This window comes from Cohnella boryungensis (genome assembly GCF_042651945.1).
GTDB lineage: Bacteria > Bacillota > Bacilli > Paenibacillales > Paenibacillaceae > Cohnella > Cohnella boryungensis.
In genome coordinates, this window is the sequence record NZ_JBHSED010000040.1 from 356,097 (window position 1) to 372,597 (window position 16,501).

At 56.3% G+C, this 16,501-nt stretch carries 15 protein-coding genes and 1 pseudogene; 11 read left to right on the forward strand and 5 right to left on the reverse strand.

The annotated features are described in order from the left end of the window. Positions 1-47: 47 nt before the first annotated feature. Both ACFO1S_RS20460 and rpsD read right to left on the reverse strand, forming a co-directional pair. Positions 48-508 (reverse strand): annotated as a pseudogene (locus ACFO1S_RS20460) (excalibur calcium-binding domain-containing protein); the annotation flags it as partial. Positions 509-815: 307 nt separating this feature from the next. Next, positions 816-1,415, reverse strand: a complete 600-nt coding sequence (gene rpsD, locus ACFO1S_RS20465) for a 30S ribosomal protein S4 (RefSeq protein WP_204601396.1) — start codon at positions 1,413-1,415, stop codon at positions 816-818. Between the two features lie 334 nt (positions 1,416-1,749). Between rpsD and ACFO1S_RS20470 the strand changes: the two genes are divergently transcribed. From ACFO1S_RS20470 to ACFO1S_RS20490, 5 genes are all read left to right on the forward strand, one after another. Then, positions 1,750-3,738, forward strand: coding sequence for a diguanylate cyclase domain-containing protein (locus ACFO1S_RS20470; protein ID WP_204601397.1), 1,989 nt, complete (start codon positions 1,750-1,752; stop codon positions 3,736-3,738). A 218-nt stretch (positions 3,739-3,956) separates the two neighbouring features. Continuing rightward, on the forward strand, positions 3,957-4,667 hold the full coding sequence (locus ACFO1S_RS20475; protein ID WP_204601398.1) for a hypothetical protein: 711 nt from the start codon (positions 3,957-3,959) through the stop codon (positions 4,665-4,667). Between the two features lie 50 nt (positions 4,668-4,717). Continuing rightward, positions 4,718-5,833 (forward strand): aminopeptidase, encoded by a 1,116-nt coding sequence (locus tag ACFO1S_RS20480; protein ID WP_204601399.1) that lies wholly within the window; start codon positions 4,718-4,720, stop codon positions 5,831-5,833. Between the two features lie 84 nt (positions 5,834-5,917). Then, positions 5,918-6,157 carry an HPr family phosphocarrier protein gene (locus ACFO1S_RS20485; RefSeq protein WP_204601400.1) on the forward strand — a complete coding sequence of 80 codons (240 nt, stop codon included), beginning with the start codon at positions 5,918-5,920 and terminating at the stop codon, positions 6,155-6,157. A gap of 238 nt (positions 6,158-6,395) precedes the next feature. Next, the gene (locus ACFO1S_RS20490) at positions 6,396-6,686 is read left to right on the forward strand and encodes an Fpa/YlaN family protein (protein ID WP_204601401.1); all 291 of its coding nucleotides are present in this window, start codon (positions 6,396-6,398) and stop codon (positions 6,684-6,686) included. Positions 6,687-6,779: 93 nt separating this feature from the next. Here ACFO1S_RS20490 and cax read toward each other — a convergent pair whose 3' ends face one another. Continuing rightward, the gene (cax, locus tag ACFO1S_RS20495) at positions 6,780-7,841 is read right to left on the reverse strand and encodes a calcium/proton exchanger (protein WP_204601402.1); all 1,062 of its coding nucleotides are present in this window, start codon (positions 7,839-7,841) and stop codon (positions 6,780-6,782) included. A 185-nt stretch (positions 7,842-8,026) separates the two neighbouring features. On the opposite strand from cax, the gene ACFO1S_RS20500 reads away from it, so the two are divergent. Then, the gene (locus ACFO1S_RS20500; protein WP_204601403.1) at positions 8,027-8,404 is read left to right on the forward strand and encodes an Asp23/Gls24 family envelope stress response protein; all 378 of its coding nucleotides are present in this window, start codon (positions 8,027-8,029) and stop codon (positions 8,402-8,404) included. 71 nt (positions 8,405-8,475) lie between these two features. Here ACFO1S_RS20500 and ftsW read toward each other — a convergent pair whose 3' ends face one another. Both ftsW and ACFO1S_RS20510 read right to left on the reverse strand, forming a co-directional pair. Beyond that, positions 8,476-9,669 carry a putative lipid II flippase FtsW gene (gene ftsW / locus ACFO1S_RS20505; protein ID WP_204601404.1) on the reverse strand — a complete coding sequence of 398 codons (1,194 nt, stop codon included), beginning with the start codon at positions 9,667-9,669 and terminating at the stop codon, positions 8,476-8,478. Positions 9,670-9,688: 19 nt separating this feature from the next. Then, entirely contained in the window at positions 9,689-10,033 is a 345-nt protein-coding gene (locus tag ACFO1S_RS20510) for a YugN family protein (protein ID WP_204601405.1), read from the reverse strand. Positions 10,034-10,327: 294 nt separating this feature from the next. Between ACFO1S_RS20510 and ACFO1S_RS20515 the strand changes: the two genes are divergently transcribed. From ACFO1S_RS20515 to ACFO1S_RS20535, 5 genes are all read left to right on the forward strand, one after another. After that, on the forward strand, positions 10,328-11,458 hold the full coding sequence (locus tag ACFO1S_RS20515) for an amidohydrolase (protein WP_204601552.1): 1,131 nt from the start codon (positions 10,328-10,330) through the stop codon (positions 11,456-11,458). A gap of 357 nt (positions 11,459-11,815) precedes the next feature. Then, on the forward strand, positions 11,816-13,498 hold the full coding sequence (locus ACFO1S_RS20520; RefSeq protein ID WP_204601406.1) for a DNA repair helicase XPB: 1,683 nt from the start codon (positions 11,816-11,818) through the stop codon (positions 13,496-13,498). Continuing rightward, the gene (locus tag ACFO1S_RS20525) at positions 13,495-15,435 is read left to right on the forward strand and encodes a helicase-associated domain-containing protein (RefSeq protein ID WP_204601407.1); all 1,941 of its coding nucleotides are present in this window, start codon (positions 13,495-13,497) and stop codon (positions 15,433-15,435) included. Before ACFO1S_RS20520 ends, ACFO1S_RS20525 begins: the two co-directional genes overlap by 4 nt. A 65-nt stretch (positions 15,436-15,500) precedes the next feature. Continuing rightward, positions 15,501-15,992 carry a YlbF/YmcA family competence regulator gene (locus ACFO1S_RS20530; RefSeq protein ID WP_204601408.1) on the forward strand — a complete coding sequence of 164 codons (492 nt, stop codon included), beginning with the start codon at positions 15,501-15,503 and terminating at the stop codon, positions 15,990-15,992. 29 nt (positions 15,993-16,021) lie between these two features. Further along, positions 16,022-16,285, forward strand: a complete 264-nt coding sequence (locus ACFO1S_RS20535) for a YlbG family protein (RefSeq protein WP_204601409.1) — start codon at positions 16,022-16,024, stop codon at positions 16,283-16,285. Positions 16,286-16,501 lie beyond the last annotated feature (216 nt).

The following is a 16,501-nucleotide window of genomic DNA, read 5'->3' on the forward strand; positions in this document are numbered from 1 at the left end:
GGGCTTGCCGGATCTGGCTGCTGCGGAAACAGCACCTTCGGCTTGTCCACGATGAACAAGATCCTCATACCATCCTCATACGCCGATAGCTGATGCCCGACCCAGCTGCCAGCTCCCCGATTATCACTCGAATCGATGTAACACTGGCGCCCTTGCCGCCCTCCGCACACATAGCCATCGGCCATTCGTCGCGGTCATAACCGTCGCGCGTATCGATCCCGGCCAGAGACTCTTTCCTGTTTTCTTCCGCGCCGTCACGGTCGATTGTGCAAACGTCAGAATAGCCCTGCTCAATAGCACCGCGAATATGTAAGGCTGTCTCCGGGTATTTATCGCTCGGAAAGATTAATTCGTAGTCATATTCATCGTGTACAGTTTGGGCTGACGCTGGAGATTGAGTCGCTATTTGCGTGGGCGCTACCGATTCTTGGGGAGGAACCACAACACTGCTGCAGCCCGACATGAACAGTGAAATAATAAGTGCATAAAGGATATGTAGTCGTTTCATAGAACTGCACCTCTCCAAATAAAACCATTTTACAATATTCCCAAACGTTTGCGAATATCAAACGGTGATGAGCTGATCGAATAACGGAAGAAAGCCCTGGTGAATTTTGACCGGGCTTCCTTTCGCTCTTCAAGCTCAATAGTGAAGGGGATAGCGTCTACCCACGTAATATTTAGCCCCAATTAGCCCCACTTCGGCGCATTTTATTGCATTATCCTGCATTTTATCGATACCGACAAAAACCCCGGAATCCCTTTGTTATAAGGGACTTCGGGGTTTTTTAGAACTAGTTTGCGATTAGCCGAAATTAACGGCTGTAGAATTCGACGATTTGTTTAACGTCGATGTCTTGGGACAGCTCGCCGCGATCCGGAAGACGAGTATACTTGCCTTCCATAGCGTTGGCATCATATTCAAGGTAGCCTTGGATGTGATGACGGCCTTCCAGTGCTTCCTTAATCGACTTCAGGGAGCGGCTACGCTCGCGAAGGCCGATTTTGTCGCCCACTTGAACCGTGTAGGAAGCGATGTCGACTTTTTTGCCGTTTACCGTTACGTGGCCATGCGATACCAGCTGGCGGGAGCCATAGCGGGAGTTCGCCCAACCGAGACGGTAAACGAGGTTGTCAAGGCGGCTTTCAAGCAAGAACATGAAGTTCTCGCCGGCGATACCTTGTTGCTTCGAAGCGCGGTTGAACAAGTTGCGGAATTGCTTCTCGTTCAGGCCGTACATGTGGCGAAGCTTTTGCTTTTCTTGCAATTGCATGCCGTAGCCGCTGATTTTGCGGCGTTGGTTAGCGCCGTGCTGACCCGGAGGGAAAGCGCGCTTCAATTCCTTGCCCGATCCGCTCAGGGAGATGCCAAGGCGGCGGCTTAACTTAAACTTAGGACCTGTATATCTTGCCATGTGTGAGAAAGCTCCTTTTTCAAAATGAGAATTTTTGAAAATGGGTCTCGTTGCGCGGATTCACCATAACCGACACATCGGTTCCAGCAGGGAGTTCAGCCGCTGCCCGCTGGCGGATCATCCGAGAGGGTGCCACAAGATCTAAGCCCAGTATTCAACTAAATATATTATAGGGGATCGGGCAATATTGTCAAGAGCGGCAGGAGGAAACGCAGGCAGGGAGAGGGACTTCAAAAATAAGTCGCAGGGCCATAGACTTCCATCCAGCTAGTGCAAAAATCACTGTTTCATTGTATAGTAAAAGAAAGAGACATCGGGGACGGAGGTGTCGGGCATGGTCCAAAAGTGGAAACCGCTGCAATGGCAAGAGGCGCAAGAGTATAATGACAATCCATCCCGCCCCCGTCAGCAACTGCCGCAATGGCTGCAGAAGCAGGAATTAACAGAGGCGGATTTGCCCTATATCCACGAGCTGCTGGCGACCGGCTTCGCCGAATGGTTGGAGGAAGCGGATGGTTTTCCCTGGCTGGGAGGCCCCCTTGCGCTGCTTCATTCCGACGGGAGCAACGTGTCCGCCGGGACGTTAGCCGAAGACGACGAGAGCGAGTTCGCTTCCTGGAGGGAGGAGGACATAGGTCCTACTGCCGCAAGCAGGGCGCTTCATACTTGCCGGCCGACGCTGATGAGAGCCGAGGAGCATCGGCTTGCCCGGCTGAAATCGTTCGATACGCTGGCGGTTCCGATCTTCACCCGGACAACCGGATTTCCTTGCGCGGTCGTCGTCTGCTTGCTGGCGGCGGGAACTGCCCAAGCGGGCGATCTGAAGCTTCTGCAGGCAGCGGCGCTTCACATTCGGAGCTGCATCTATCGAGGGTTTGAAAACCTGTTCGTAGGCGGCTTGCTCATGGAGCGCAAGCTATCCAAGAAAGAGGAAGCGCGAAGAAATATTTTGTTCGACGTGATGCGCAGGCTGAACGACCATATAGACGTAGAGAACGTATTGGCGGAAGTGCTGGACAGCCTTGAGCAGCTTTATCCGATCTGCAAGGCCGACTTGTTCCTGTCGCAGGATTATTCGAGCCCGAACGAGAAGGTCAAGCCGCTGGCTTTCCATCTAAGCGATATGGATTTGTGCAAAGCGGCGTTTCTCGACGGGCGCATGAGAGAGGAGCTGTCGGATGGCAGACATCGGCTCGCCCTGCCCTTGTCCGGCAAACAGGGCGTATACGGGGTGCTGCGTCTGGACATGCCGGAAAGCCAGTTCGACGAAGCCGATACGAGCTTCCTGACGATGCTTGCGGGAGCTGCGGGAGCTGCGTTCGAGAAAGCCAAGCTTCACGAGCAAGCCAACGTGCTTGTGGGAGAGCTTCGTTTGATTAACGAGCTGACCCAGCGCCTCAACAGCAGTCTGAAGCTGTCGGAAACGATGCAATTTGCCTCTGCGGAGCTGCTTGGAATCTTCAAATCGGACTTCTGCTGCATTTTGCAATATGATATCGTTACCCAGCAATTCATCGTCATGTCCGCGAACGTAGCGGAGATGATCGGGGAAACCTACTCGAAGAGCTACGGCTTCTGCGGAGTCATGTGGTCGACGAAGGAACCGATTATTTTGTCGGATTATTGTTCGGCGACACCCGTTACCTCCAAGCTAATGGACGTGACGACCTCCCGTTCGCTGCTCGCGTCGCCATTGCTGCTTAATGGGCAAGTGATCGGCGCGGTGATGATCACCAAGCGGGAAGCGAATCATTTTTCCTACGATAATTACAAGCTGCTTCAGGTGCTGTCGGCCCATCTGGGGCTTGCGATCTCCAATGCGACGCTTCACGCCGAGGTGCGGAGGATGGTCATTACAGACAACTTGACCGGCCTGTTCGCCCGGCACTACTTGAACGAAAGAATCGGCCGCAAGCAAATGAGAGACAGCTCCGGTTCGCTTATCCTGGTCGACATCGACCATTTCAAGAAGATCAACGATACATTCGGCCATCAGGTCGGGGACGACATTCTGATTCAGGTGAGCGATATCGTCAAATCCTCCATCCGCGACAGCGACATTGCAGCGCGATGGGGAGGCGAGGAACTGGCCATCTATTTGCCGCTCATTGATCTGGAGCAGACAGAGCGAGTCGCCGAAAGAATTCGCCAGCGGGTCGAAGCGGAGACGAGCCCTCAGGTTACCGTCTCGTGCGGCATCTCCGAATGGAGCATGACCGACGACAAAATCAGCGTAGAAACGTTGTTCTACAAGGCGGATATGGCTCTGTACGAAGCGAAGCACCACGGAAGAAACTGCATTGTCGTCGGAGAAAGACATTAATCGAATCTGACTTGCCCGAAGCTGCGGCTCCGGGCAGGTTTTTTTGACGATACATGCTTTATAAGTTTCACGCTTATCCTTCTCTGAATCGTCTCCGTAAAGCTTCTCCGGCTGTCGGAGGACGCCGAAGGCGTTTTTGCTTGTATAGGCAAAAAACGGAGCTTGCATGAATAGCGGGAGCGTACGGGGAGACGATACGAATGCGAAGGGGGATGACGATGGGAAAGCTCGTAAGCAAGGCGGCCGGTTTATGCGCAGGACTTGCGCTGCTGATTGGCGAAACGTCCTGCATGGGTCCCGGGACGGGAATGGCGGCGGAGCAGGCCTTTGCCATGTCCGCTTCAGCGCTGTCCGGAGCGGAGAGCTACGGCCTGGCAGGGGAAATTGCCCTCTATGAGCCCGGCGGAAAGCTCGGGAGCAAAGCGGCTTATAAGGGAGAGGTTAGACAGCACGGGAACGTGAAGCTGAGCTGGAGAACGCCGGGCGCGTTGACGGCGAACGCCAAGAACGCCTACCGACCCGCAGGTTACCGCCCTTTGAAATTGCTGGAGGTCATGAACGGCCGCAACGCTGCTATGGCCTTCGTCGGGGGGACGTCCGCAGACGGCTCCGTTCGTCTTCGGATCAAGCTCAACGACAAGACGGCCAAAGACAGAATAGCCGGCGAGCTCAGGCAGGAGATAGAGAACCTGCGCACCGGCAATCTGGCTGGCGGCAGTCGGGAGAAGGAATTGCTTGCGACGGCGGAGCGTCGTCTGGAGGAGGCGCTAGCCACATTAAGCGTAGACACCGTCGTCTACTGGACCGCCGATTCCAAGAGCTGGTTTCCCAAGCGTATGAAAGAGGAGACGGCGCTGTCCTATCGATGGAAGGGCAAAGCCTTTAGCGAGAAACGGATTTGCCTGACGAATTTTCTTGCTTCCGGGTAAGTGGTACAATGTAGGCGAAGGAAAGTAAGACAGAAGGAGAGAAATCAATTATGCGCGATCCGCGAATTCAACAGTTGGCCGCAAATTTGGCGGGATACTCGGTTAAGGTGCAGCCGGGAGAAAACGTACTCATCGAAATGATTGGCTCGGAGCGTGAATTGCTGAAGTGTCTGATCGAGGAAGTCGCCCGACTCGGCGGCAATCCGTTTGTCGAGATCGAAGATCGCTCCGTCCTGCGCACGCTGCTGCTTCACGGAACCGATGAGCAATTGGAGACTTGGGCCGCTTATGACCTTGAACGAATGAAACGGATGGACGCCTACATCGGCATTCGAGCGGGAGAGAACCCGAATGAGCTGGCGGACGTGCCGTCTGAACGGATGAAAGCCTTCGACCGAATTCATCGTCATCCCGTACATATGGAGCAGCGGGTTAAAAGGACCAAGTGGGTAATTTTGCGTTATCCGAACGCCTCTATGGCGCAAGCCGCCAGCATGAGCACGGAAGCGTTCGAGAACTTTTATTTTGACGTGTGCAATCTGGACTACGCCAAGATGGATCGGGCCATGGACCCGCTGCAGCAGCTCATGTCGCGCACGGACAAAGTGCGAATAGTCGGTCCGGGAACGGATCTCCGGTTTTCGATCAAAGGGATCGGCGCGCAGAAATGCTCGGGGGAACGCAATATTCCCGACGGAGAAGTGTATTCTTGCCCTGTGCGCGATTCCGTCAACGGCACGATTTCGTACAACACGCCCAGCGTGTACAACGGGTTTACGTACGAGAACGTCAAGTTCACGTTCTCAAGCGGCAAGATCATCGAAGCGACCGCTAACGATACCGAACGCATCAACGCCCTGTTGGATAGCGATGACGGAGCGCGGCATATCGGGGAGTTCAGCTTAGGCTTTAATCCGCATATCCTTCACCCGATGAAGGATACGCTTTTCGATGAGAAGATTGCCGGCAGCCTTCATTTTACTCCAGGGCAAGCCTACGAGGTAACCGATAACGGGAACCGCTCCTCCATTCATTGGGACCTGGTGCTGATCCAGAGACCCGAGTACGGGGGCGGGGAAGTGTACTTCGACGACGTGCTGATCCGCAAAGACGGTTTGTTCGTGCTTCCGGAGCTGGAAGGCCTGAACCCGGATTCCTTGAAATAATGTTTTTTCCCCTTGCATGCGCTCGGGGGAACAAGGTATGATGTGGGTGAGATTTGCTATGCCTAAATTTTAGGAGGGTATCCTATGTCGAACAATGCGGCTATTGTAGAGTTGTCCCAAACCGCGAACAAGTTCCGTTCATCCATCGTTCTTCAAGCAGAGAATAAGTACATTGACGTTAAAAGCATTTTAGGATTGTTTACTACGCTTGTAGGCAACCTTTCCTATGAGCTTCACGTTCACGGACCGGATGCGGAGGAAGCGAAGAAAGAACTCGGAGCGATCTTCTCCAAGCATGGCCTGAACGTTACTGTGGTGGAATAACTCCGCAGGGACTCCAAAGTAACAGCGAATAGCATCCCGTTCATCCGAACGGGGTGTTTTTATGTGTGCAAATCCCTTTTTATTGAGGAAAGTTTCGGGAAAGGTGTGCCCTGTCCTTGTGCTTCTGAGCAATTTCGTCTAATATAAAAGTGATAGCTAGAAACAACAGGCGTAAGACTTTCCATCGACATACAGCAGCTCGCTTATGAATGGGAGTATGGGCACAGGGGGAGTGGGAATGGCAGCATCGGATACTACAATCGATCTGAACGAAAAAGCGCAGAGGCTTCTTCAGGAAGATGCCGATAAAATCGAGAAGTTGATCGCCATCCAGATGGAAAACCTAACGACTCGTAAATGCCCGTTATACGAAGAAGTGCTGGATACCCAGATGTATGGCTTCTCAAGGGCTGTTGATTTCGCGGTGCGTACAGGATTGGTGGATGAGAATGCAGGGAAACTGCTGATCAGCCAGTTGGAACGCAATCTGGCGTTGTTATACGAAGCGTTGGAAAAGAAAGAAGAGTAGCACCCTGACAGGGCAGGGCTGCTGCTCTTCTTTTTTTGACGATGCAGACTCGGCTGTCAGAGGACGCCGAAGGCGTTGATGCCTGGTGCAGGGCTATACGAAGTAGAACGACACGCCGAGAATGAGGTAGACGAACAGCAGCAGCATCCCCTCGAACCAGGTCGTCGAGCCGTCTCGGGAGATGGATGTCGCGATCAGGACGGCTACGCCGATGGCGGCAATCTCGATCGTGGTAAAAATCAGGTTCATTTCACCGCCGAACAGAAGGCTGATGAAGACGAGTACAGGGGCAACGAACAGGGCGATTTGCAGACTGCTTCCGACAGCGATCTCGACCGCTGCGCCCATCTTGTTCTTCATCGCAAGAACGATGGCCGCGCTATGCTCCGCCGCATTGCCGACGATGGCGACCACGAACGCGCCAACGAACAATTCGGACAGCCCGAACCGGGACGAGAACGTATCCAGCGTATGAACGAGCCATTCGCTGATAAAGGCGACCATCACCGTAGCGACGACAAGCAGAAGGACGGACAAGCCTTTGGACCAGGGGGCGGCTTCGCCGTGATCGGCCTTCGTATCGACGTGATCCTCCAGCAGATCCTTGTGCGTGATCATCGAATAGATCAGCCAACCGATATAGGCGAGGATGAGGAAGGCGGCAACCACGATACTAATTGTCATCGTGTCATGCTCTGAGATATGCTCAGTCTTGACGAAGATGGCGGGGATAAACAGCGCGATCACTGCGAGCAGCATTAATGAGGCATTCTGTCCTGCGGAGTGGATGTTGAATTTCTGCTCCTTGAACTTCAATCCGCCGACCAGGGCGCTAGCGCCCAGAACGAGCAGCAGATTGCCGATAATCGCCCCGGTCAAGCTGGCCTTGACGATGTCGTAGAGGCCCTCCTTGATCAGGAATATCGCGATGATCAGCTCCGCGGCGTTGCCGAACGTCGCGTTGAGAAAGCCGCCCAGCCTCTGGCCCGCATAATGGGCCACGGATTCCGTAGCTTTGCCGAGAAGGCCTGCGGCAAACAGAATAGCGATGCCCGCGAAGGCGAATTCGAGCTCTGCGCCCCAGTGGAGGTAGTGGGAGATCGCGCTCAAAACAAAGGTGACGACTAGCAAGGGGAAAAACAGTTTTCTCAGCAAGGGGACACCTCATCCTCAGGGTGATGTACAATTTTCATCAAATGGCATTTATTACTATACCCAAGATAGGTTCTTTCGTAAACGGTTCTTCACGAGAATGACAAATCGCATCCTGCTGCGCAGTTGATTATGGGCTTGTCTTCCATTACAATGGAAGCATAATAGCTTGGGGAGAGTGGGCCGCTATGACGGAAGAAATACAACAAGGTTTAATTCGGATCTCCGATGATGTCGTCGCTACAATTGCCGGATTAGCGGCATTGGAAACCCCCGGAATCGCTGCGATGTCCGGAGGGATTTCGGAAGGATTGGCCAAAAGGCTAAGCGGACGAAACGCCCAGAAGGGTGTGTCCGTCGAGGTGGGGCAAGTAGAAGCCGCCATCGATCTGAGAATTGTTGTGCAATACGGCATTCCCATTCAAGAGGTTAGCCGCAGGCTCCAGGAGAACGTGCGGGAAGCCGTTGAGAACATGACCGGACTTACCGTCATCGAGGTCAACGTTAAGGTAGAGGGCGTAGCCTTTAAGGACGAAGAGACCGAGGAACCTCATCGGGTTAAATAAGCGATCATGCAATAAGAAAAAAAACGTGAACGACAGCCGAAGAGCCGTCCGTTCACGTTTTTTTTGATTCATTATGGTCTATGGATCCCGACCGCTGTAGGGCGGGAGGGTGCTGGCTTCTCCGCCGGTTTGCCCACTCGGTTGTATTCTCTTGAGATGCTTAGCAGGATGCCCATGCCGGCAAGCAGCGTAAGCATGGAAGAGCCGCCGTAGCTGACGAACGGAAGGGTAACCCCCGTAATGGGAATGGCCCCGCTTACGCCGCCCATGTTGATGAGCGCCTGAATCGCGATCAAGGAGACGAGGCCAATGCCTACGAGCGTGCCGAAGATGTCCGGACAGCGCAGCGAGACGATCAAGGCTCTCCACAGGAAAAGCACGTAACAGAGCAGGAAAATCGTAGTTCCGATAAAGCCGAGCTCCTCGCCGATTACCGCGAAGATGAAGTCGTTGTAAGCATAGGGTAGATAAAACAGCTTCTGTATGCTGTTGCCGAGGCCAGTTCCCGTAAGACCTCCGTGGCCGAAGGCTTCAAGCGATCTCGACAGATGGTATCCGCTGCCTTGCGAGTCGGCGAGCGGATCGAGGAACGCCGTAAATCGATCGCCCCGAAAGCCGAAGCCCGCATCCGGATTGAACAGGAAGTAGAAGCTCATTCCGAGCGCCGCCAGACCTAGCAGCACGGCGGAGGACAGCAGAATGTGCTTGAGATTCGAGCCTCCGGCAATGACGATGGCCGAGGCGCACATGACCAGAATGGCGCAGGAGCCGAAATCGGGCTGGAGCATGATGAGGAAGGCGAAAAAACCGACGACAATCATTACCGGGAGCAGCCCCCGCTTGAAGTCGCGGAATTTCTCATCCTTCTTGGCGATGATCGCCGCCAGATAGAGGATGATGGCCAGTTTGGCGAATTCGGTAGGCTGCATGCCGAACACCCAGCTTGTGGCGCCGTTTCTCGTATCCCCGATAATGGGCACCAGCACGAGCAGGACAAGCGTGCCGATAAAGAAAAGCAGGAAAAGCTTCTTGTACTTCTGATAATGAATGTTCATCAATACGAGCATAGCCAACGCGCCAAGCCCGACCCACATCAACTGACGCTTCAGGAAGTAGAGGGCGTCGTTGTTGTAGGCGGGCTTGGTGACGGCCATACTGGAGCTGGCGCTGAACACCATGACAAGACCGAAACCCACGAGCAGAAGCGTCAGAATCAGCAACATAAAATCTGGCGTGCCACGCTGGCCGCTGGCCGGAGTTTTCATCCCTGTACCTCCCAAGCCGTTAGGACAGCAATTTCTTCAAGTCCTGCGCGCGCTGCTTGGCGGCATCCAAGACGGGCTGAGGAATTGGCGACTCGTAGTCCAGACCGTGAGGGAAGGTGGCGCGGCCGATGTAGACAGCCTCGACCTCCAGGATCGCGTCGGGATTTTCCAGCTTTCCTTCGATGGCGCGTGTGGAGATCCGCAAGTAGTAGTCTTGTCCGCCGGAGCGGTCATGCAGCTTCAAATCATAGGTGGCGCGGCGGTATTCCCACTGCCAGCGCACAAAGCCGACTTTATCGCCGGATTCGTCGAAGTGTCCCAGATCGGACCGAATCCCGTTAAGTCCTGTATTATCGAGTAGCATGATAATCCTCCTTATGTAGGTACGATTTCACCGATCAGCGTCCAGGACGTCTGCGGTTCGTCGTCGTTTGAGCTCAAACAAGCGTCCCTTCCATGATAGTCGGTTTACATGCCTTCTGCAAGCCCGGAGCGCGCTTAAGTTCGAACGTTCATTGACATTTCATGGCTGCGTCGCGGCAAGGTTACAGAGGCAGAATCTTTCTGATACAATAGTGTAAATACAATACGCGGATCAAGGAAAGGGGTCGTCGCCGTGACAATCCACGAACAAACGTTACAGTCTCTGTACGGAGACATGGTGAAGTGGCGTCGGCATCTGCATCGGCATCCGGAGCTTTCCTTTCAAGAACGGCAAACGTCTGACCTGATCGCGGGGCTGCTGGAGCAGTGGGGGCTTGAAGTCAGACGCGGAGTCGCCGGGACGGGAATCGTCGGCAGGCTCCGGGGAGGGCTGCCCGGCCGCTCGATTGCGCTGCGCGCCGACATCGACGCGTTGCCGATCCAGGATGCCAAAGACTGCGAGTACCGTTCCTCCGTACCGGGAGTCATGCACGCATGCGGGCATGACGGCCACACGGCGCAGCTGCTGGGCGTTGCGCGCTATTACAGCCTTCATCGCGAGGAGACTGCGGGAGATCGCGTATTTCTGTTTCAACCGGGAGAAGAGGTGCTGCCCGGCGGCGCAATCCAGATGATCGCGGACGGCGCTTTGGATGAAGTCGACGCGATCTATGGCGTGCATCTTTGGTCTCCGTTTCCTTACGGAACGGCAGCGACGCGGGCCGGCGAGTTCATGGCGACGCCGGATGAATTCGAGATCGAAATCCTTGGCCGGGGAGGACACGGAGGGCTGCCCCACGAATGCAGGGACGCCTTGCTGGCGGGGGCGTCTTTGATCGTAGCCCTTCAGACGATCGTCTCCCGCAGCGTTAATCCGTTGGAGGCGGCGGTTCTTTCCGTCGGCCGATTCGCCGCAGGTTCGGCAAACAACGTGATTGCGGAGAGCAGCCGCCTGACCGGAACGGTGCGTTCCTTCAATCCGGACGTTCGGGCGCTCGTTCGAAGCCGGATGGAAGAAATCGTGAAGCATACCTGCGACATGCACGGCTGCGAGTACCGATTCCGCTATTTCGAGGGATACCCTCCGGTAGTGAACGATTCTCGGGAGGCAGCGAGGGTGCTGCGTTACATTGCGGAGCAATTGCCCGATTCCGGAGAAGGGGCTTGCGAGCGGATTATGGCTGGCGAAGATTTTTCTTATTATCTCCAGCGCAAGCCCGGCTGTTTCTTCTTCGTCGGGGCCGGAGGCCCGGAGGGTGATTCCCCGCCTCATCATCATCCTCGCTTCGATATTCAGGAGGAAGCCATGCTCCATGCGGCGCGTCTTCTTATCGCCGTTGCGGACGATTCCGCTCTCGACGGTTGAGCCTTCACGGGCGGGCTGCGCTCGCCGGGCATCTCGTCCGAGCCCGCCGGCTTGCCCCGAGCTCACCGTCGCAGCGAGGTATTTAACCTGCCAATCCCCTTTAGTCGCTGCCGTAACGGCACGAGTTCTTTTCTCCTCAGGTTCTCTCGGCTATTCCGTTCCGCTGCGCTTGCGCATGTCCGTTGCCGAGCAACAGTATCCGCTTGCTCCAGCTGCTCTTCGATTTTCCTCCTGCCTCTATTTCGTAACGTAAGCGTAGATTCGTTCATTCAGTCGTTGTACCTCCCGGCTCTTCCTTCCCATGCATGAACAATTAGGCAAAAGGGGAAGGCTTGTAACGACAAGGGGGTCATCTAGATGGACAGATTACGTCCGCTTTGGGTGCAGTCCGACGGCACGCTGCTGCTGGATGAGAGACATCCTCAATATGAAGAAGCACGGGATATGCTGCGGGAGATCGCCCTTCTTCACAAGCGTCCCGGCCATTGGCATACCTACAAGCTGACCCCGATAACGCTGTGGAATGCCGCCGCATCGGGCTGGACGCCATGCGGGGTCCTCCGGCGGCTGGCGGAGCTGTCGCGCAACGCTCTTCCCGGCACGGTGGAGGAGGAGGTCCGGGCGACGATGGGGAGCTATGGCCGGATTCGGTTTGTCCAGGATCAAGGCTCGCTGATTATGATTGCCGATACGGAAGAGCTGATGGACAGGCTGTGCCGGGAGGAAGCTATCGGATCATGTTTGTCGAGCAGGGCGGACGGGCTCCGTGCGATCGTGCGGAGAGAGGCGAGGGGCTGGCTGAAGCGTGAGCTCGCCGCGAAGGGCTATCCCGTGAAGGACGAGGCGGGCTACCACCCGGGCCAGCCGCTGACGGTTGCGTGGCGAGTTCATTCCCGCGATGGGGGGCCGATCCAGCTGAGGGACTATCAGCTAGCCGCGGCGAACGCCCTGGTCGGTTCGGATGGCGGAAGCGGTGTTGTCGTGCTGCCCTGCGGCGCGGGAAAGACCTGGGTAGGCATAGCGGCGCTGGCCCGGCTTCAATGCGAAACGCTGATTCTGACGCCCAACGGCGTATCCGTATCGCAATGGATCGCCGAGCTGCTGCGGAACACGACGCTCGCCGCAGACGAGATCGGTGAGTATTCCGGCCAGTCGAAGGACGTCAAGCCGGTTACGGTGGCGACCTATCAGGTGCTGACTCATCGTCGCAGCAAAAGCTGCGAATACCCTCATATGCAGCTGTTCGTCAACCGCGATTGGGGGCTCATCATTTATGATGAGGTTCACCTGCTGCCGGCGCCCGTTTTTCGCATGACCGCAGACATCCAGGCGACGAGAAGGCTGGGGCTTACGGCGACTTTGGTCCGGGAAGACGGACGGGAAGGGGACGCTTTTGCGCTGATCGGTCCGAAGAGATTCGAGCTGCCGTGGAAAACGATGGAGGACTCGGGCTGGATTGCGGAGGCATCCTGCACGGAGGTGCGGATTCCGCTCGAATCGGCCGCTTCGCTCCATTACCATGCGGCGCCCAAAAGCCGAAGAAATCGGATTGCCGGCGAGAATCCCCGCAAAGCGGAGGTTGTCAAGGCGCTGCTGGAGCGGCACTCCGGGACGCCGACGCTCGTAATCGGTCAGTATCTGGACCAACTGCACAGGCTGGCGGGCGAGCTGTCGTTGCCGCTCGTTACCGGGGAAATGCCATTGAGCCGCCGCAGGCAGCTGTTCGATCGCTTTAAGCAAGGGGAGCTCGGCGTATTGCTCGTCTCCAAGGTAGCCAACTTTGCCGTCGATCTTCCCGACGCCGCAATCGCCATTCAGGTGTCTGGCAGCTTTGGCTCCCGACAGGAGGAAGCCCAGCGGCTCGGACGAATTTTGCGTCCCAAAAAAGACGGCGCGAAAGCAAGGTTCTATACGCTGGTCAGCGAAGGCACCGACGAGGTGGAATTCTCCCGCAATCGGGGGCGCTTTCTGCTGGAGCAAGGTTACCCTTACGAAATTCACGAATGGACGCCGTCTGGGCTGAAGGAGACGAAGCCATGAGGGCGAAGCTGGCTATCGACCGACTTTCGGAGGAGATGAAGCGGGTCATTTTGAGAGACCCCGCGCTTAGGGAGCGCGCTTTCTCGGCGGAAGAGCTGCCGAGCATTCTGACCGATGCCGAGTGGGCGGCCGCATGGACGCGGGAAAGCGCAGATCCGGCGCAGCGGGCTGTGCTGCGAAGCATCGTAAGCCGTTATGCCGGACTGCCGTTCGAGGCGGATCGGCTCATCAGGCAGTCGGAGGAGCAGTTCGGGCTGACCGGAGCGGAGACGCACGTCGCGCTGGCCAAGCTCCGCAGAAGCGGAATCTTGTTCGCCGTGCGCAAGGCCTGGGGCGATCGGCTTCTTTTCCTGCCGAGCGACGCTATCGCTGTGTGGCAACCCCTGGTCCATCCCGCGGACAATCTGCCGCTGCAGCGGGACGAAGCGGCTGCCGTTGAGAGGCTTGCGAAGAACGCCCCGATTGCCTTGACGTTTGAGCTGCTGCAGGCTTGGCACGAAATCGCAAGGCAGCCGGTCGAGTTTACGGCCAAAGGCGCGCCTCACCGCGCTTCAGTCGCCCGGGTTGTCGCAGCTTCGGGATTGGCCTCCCTGCGGTTAACCGATCTGGAGCTGCGCTTTCCATACGCGGAGCAGGTGCCGCTTCCCGCCGCGTTTATCTTCGATCTGGGCCTGTCCTGCGGCGTGCTGCAGCTTGACGGATCCGGCATCCGGATTCGGCGGCCGGGGCTGGCGCGCTGGCTGTCTCAGCCGCTTGCGGCTGCGGAGCGCAGCCTGAGGGAGCTGGTGATCGAGCGTTACTGCTCGGCCGATGCCGGCTTTCATCTGACGACGGCGGCGATTTTTAATCTGGAGGAGGAGCGCTGGTATACGGAAGGCCGACTGGCCGATTGGCAAAGCTTCGAGCAGAAGGAAGCCCGGCTCGGGGTCTTGGAAGCTCTAGGCTGGATTGAGCGCGGCCGATGGAAGGGACGGGACGTTATTCGCCGAAAGACGGCTGCCGCCCTAGGGGACGCTCCGGCTCCGCTGATCTTGCAGCCGGACGGGGAAATTCTCGTCCCCCCCGAAGCCGACCTGAACACGCGCTGGACCTTGCAGGACGTGGCGGAGAAACGGGCAGCGGATCTATTCTTCGTGTACCGCATCACGTCTGCTTCCTGCGAGAAGGCCTATAAAGCGGGCTATTCCTTGGCCGGCGTTGAGGGCTTTCTCAAGCAAGCCTCGGGGGAAGCGTTGCCGGCTTTGGTGGCGGCGCTGCTGCGCGACGGCTTCGGAAGGCTGGGCCGGACCAGGCTGACTCCGGCGACGCTGCTGCGAACCGAGAGCGCCAAGCTCGCGGACGAGCTTATGGGCAATCCCGAGCTGTCTCCTATGCTTCTGGAACGCATCGGCGAACGAGATTTCCTCGTTGATACAGCTTCGGCCAAGCTTCTCCGCGCCAAGCTGAGCCGCTATGGCTATCCTCCGGAGGAGAATGAGGAGAATGCGTCTTTGCGCGGCGAGGGAGAGACCTCCGAGTCGGAAGAGTCGGGGATGTCGGGGAAAGCGGGCTGGATCGAGCGCAGGCATGACGTCTCCCTGTTCGAGACAGACAGAACGCTGCAGGAAATCGACGATCTGTTTCCCGGCCTGGGAGACATTCCCGCCGCCTGGATTACGAAGGAAAGAAGCTACCATCCCTCTACGAGCAGGGAAATGCTGCAGCGGGCGATTGCTTGGCAGACGGCCGTGCAAGTGACGATCGAAGGAGAGACGCGGTTCTTCGTCCCGAAGAGCATCCGGGAGGAAGACTCGGGCTGGTCCGTTGCGGGAAGCTGGCAGCTCGCGGACGCATCCGGGAACGGGGCTTTCGTCTGGCAGGAGGCCCGCTTGCGAGCCGACGAAGTCGCAGGCTTGAGGATTGTTGTACCGGATCTGGAACCGCTTGAAACGGATTGACCGCAGAAGGCCCAGTTATGTTATGATAATAAGGAAATACTAAGCCGAATGGTGAGGTGAGGCCGATGGCCGCAATAACGCAGTTCCTCCCTGCGGCTGAGCAAGACGCGAAGGAGTTCGCGCCTGCCGATATGGCAACGCTGATCTCCCGCGCCTTCGAGCTCGGGGATTCTCTTATACACTCCGCCTTCGCTGCGGAATACGCTTATTGGAAAGACCGGGTCGTTCAAGATTCCGAGGCGCAGAGCTTGAAGCGCGAGTTCGCGAAAGCGAAGGAAAAATTCGAGGAATGCGAGAGGTTCGGAAGATTTCACCCGGATTACAACGCCGCTTTAGAAGAAGTATACGAAGCGCAGAAGCGTCTGGACGACGTGGAGTCCGTTCGCAGATACAAGGCAGCCGAGAGCTCGCTGGACGAGCTGCTCAACGACATTTCCAGAACGCTCGCTTACGCGGTATCCGATACCATTAAAGTTCCGGACAACAATCCCAATCCCAAAGCCTCCGGCTGCGGGAACGGGGGAAGCTGCTCCTGCGGAAGCGGCGGCTGCGGTTGACCGATTTCAGTTCAGACCGGAGGTAGGACATGTTTGCCGAACGGATAGGCTATATCGTATGGTTCAGCGATTCGAAGGCCGCCAGAGGCCTGGACAAGTATGGAACGCTGCACTATTTGTCCCGCAAGATGCATTACGCGGTAATGTACATGAACGCCGATGTGGCGGAGGAAACGGTGCGCAACCTGCAGCGTCTGCCCTTCGTTCGGAAGGTGGAGCGTTCGTACCGAAACGAAATCAAGACGGAATACGAGAAGAACGTTCCCGACAAAACGCGGTTTTACGGCCTGTAAGGGGCAATCCCGCAAGTCTGCGACGATAAGGAAAAAGTCTCCGGCAACGGAGGCTTTTCTGTTTTTAGCGGACAATGTTGTGAAAATTCTCCAAATTTAAGTAAACAATTGACGAAATGCGAAACCGACTATTACACTAAAGTCAATTCATTTATCGCTTTGCTTGGAAGAAGCATTCCAGCTTAACTGCGGCATGAAATCAAACAAAAAAAAGGG

Bases quoted from the DNA above. Each gene is read 5' to 3' on its own strand.
- rpsD (WP_204601396.1), bottom strand. From the start codon at position 1,415: ATGGCAAGATATACAGGTCCTAAGTTTAAGTTAAGCCGCCGCCTTGGC.
- ACFO1S_RS20470 (WP_204601397.1), top strand. From the start codon at position 1,750: ATGGTCCAAAAGTGGAAACCGCTGCAATGGCAAGAGGCGCAAGAGTAT.
- ACFO1S_RS20475 (WP_204601398.1), top strand. From the start codon at position 3,957: ATGGGAAAGCTCGTAAGCAAGGCGGCCGGTTTATGCGCAGGACTTGCG.
- ACFO1S_RS20480 (WP_204601399.1), top strand. From the start codon at position 4,718: ATGCGCGATCCGCGAATTCAACAGTTGGCCGCAAATTTGGCGGGATAC.
- ACFO1S_RS20485 (WP_204601400.1), top strand. From the start codon at position 5,918: ATGTCGAACAATGCGGCTATTGTAGAGTTGTCCCAAACCGCGAACAAG.
- ACFO1S_RS20490 (WP_204601401.1), top strand. From the start codon at position 6,396: ATGGCAGCATCGGATACTACAATCGATCTGAACGAAAAAGCGCAGAGG.
- ACFO1S_RS20500 (WP_204601403.1), top strand. From the start codon at position 8,027: ATGACGGAAGAAATACAACAAGGTTTAATTCGGATCTCCGATGATGTC.
- ftsW (WP_204601404.1), bottom strand. From the start codon at position 9,669: ATGAAAACTCCGGCCAGCGGCCAGCGTGGCACGCCAGATTTTATGTTG.
- ACFO1S_RS20510 (WP_204601405.1), bottom strand. From the start codon at position 10,033: ATGCTACTCGATAATACAGGACTTAACGGGATTCGGTCCGATCTGGGA.
- ACFO1S_RS20515 (WP_204601552.1), top strand. From the start codon at position 10,328: ATGGTGAAGTGGCGTCGGCATCTGCATCGGCATCCGGAGCTTTCCTTT.
- ACFO1S_RS20520 (WP_204601406.1), top strand. From the start codon at position 11,816: ATGGACAGATTACGTCCGCTTTGGGTGCAGTCCGACGGCACGCTGCTG.
- ACFO1S_RS20525 (WP_204601407.1), top strand. From the start codon at position 13,495: ATGAGGGCGAAGCTGGCTATCGACCGACTTTCGGAGGAGATGAAGCGG.
- ACFO1S_RS20530 (WP_204601408.1), top strand. From the start codon at position 15,501: ATGGCCGCAATAACGCAGTTCCTCCCTGCGGCTGAGCAAGACGCGAAG.
- ACFO1S_RS20535 (WP_204601409.1), top strand. From the start codon at position 16,022: ATGTTTGCCGAACGGATAGGCTATATCGTATGGTTCAGCGATTCGAAG.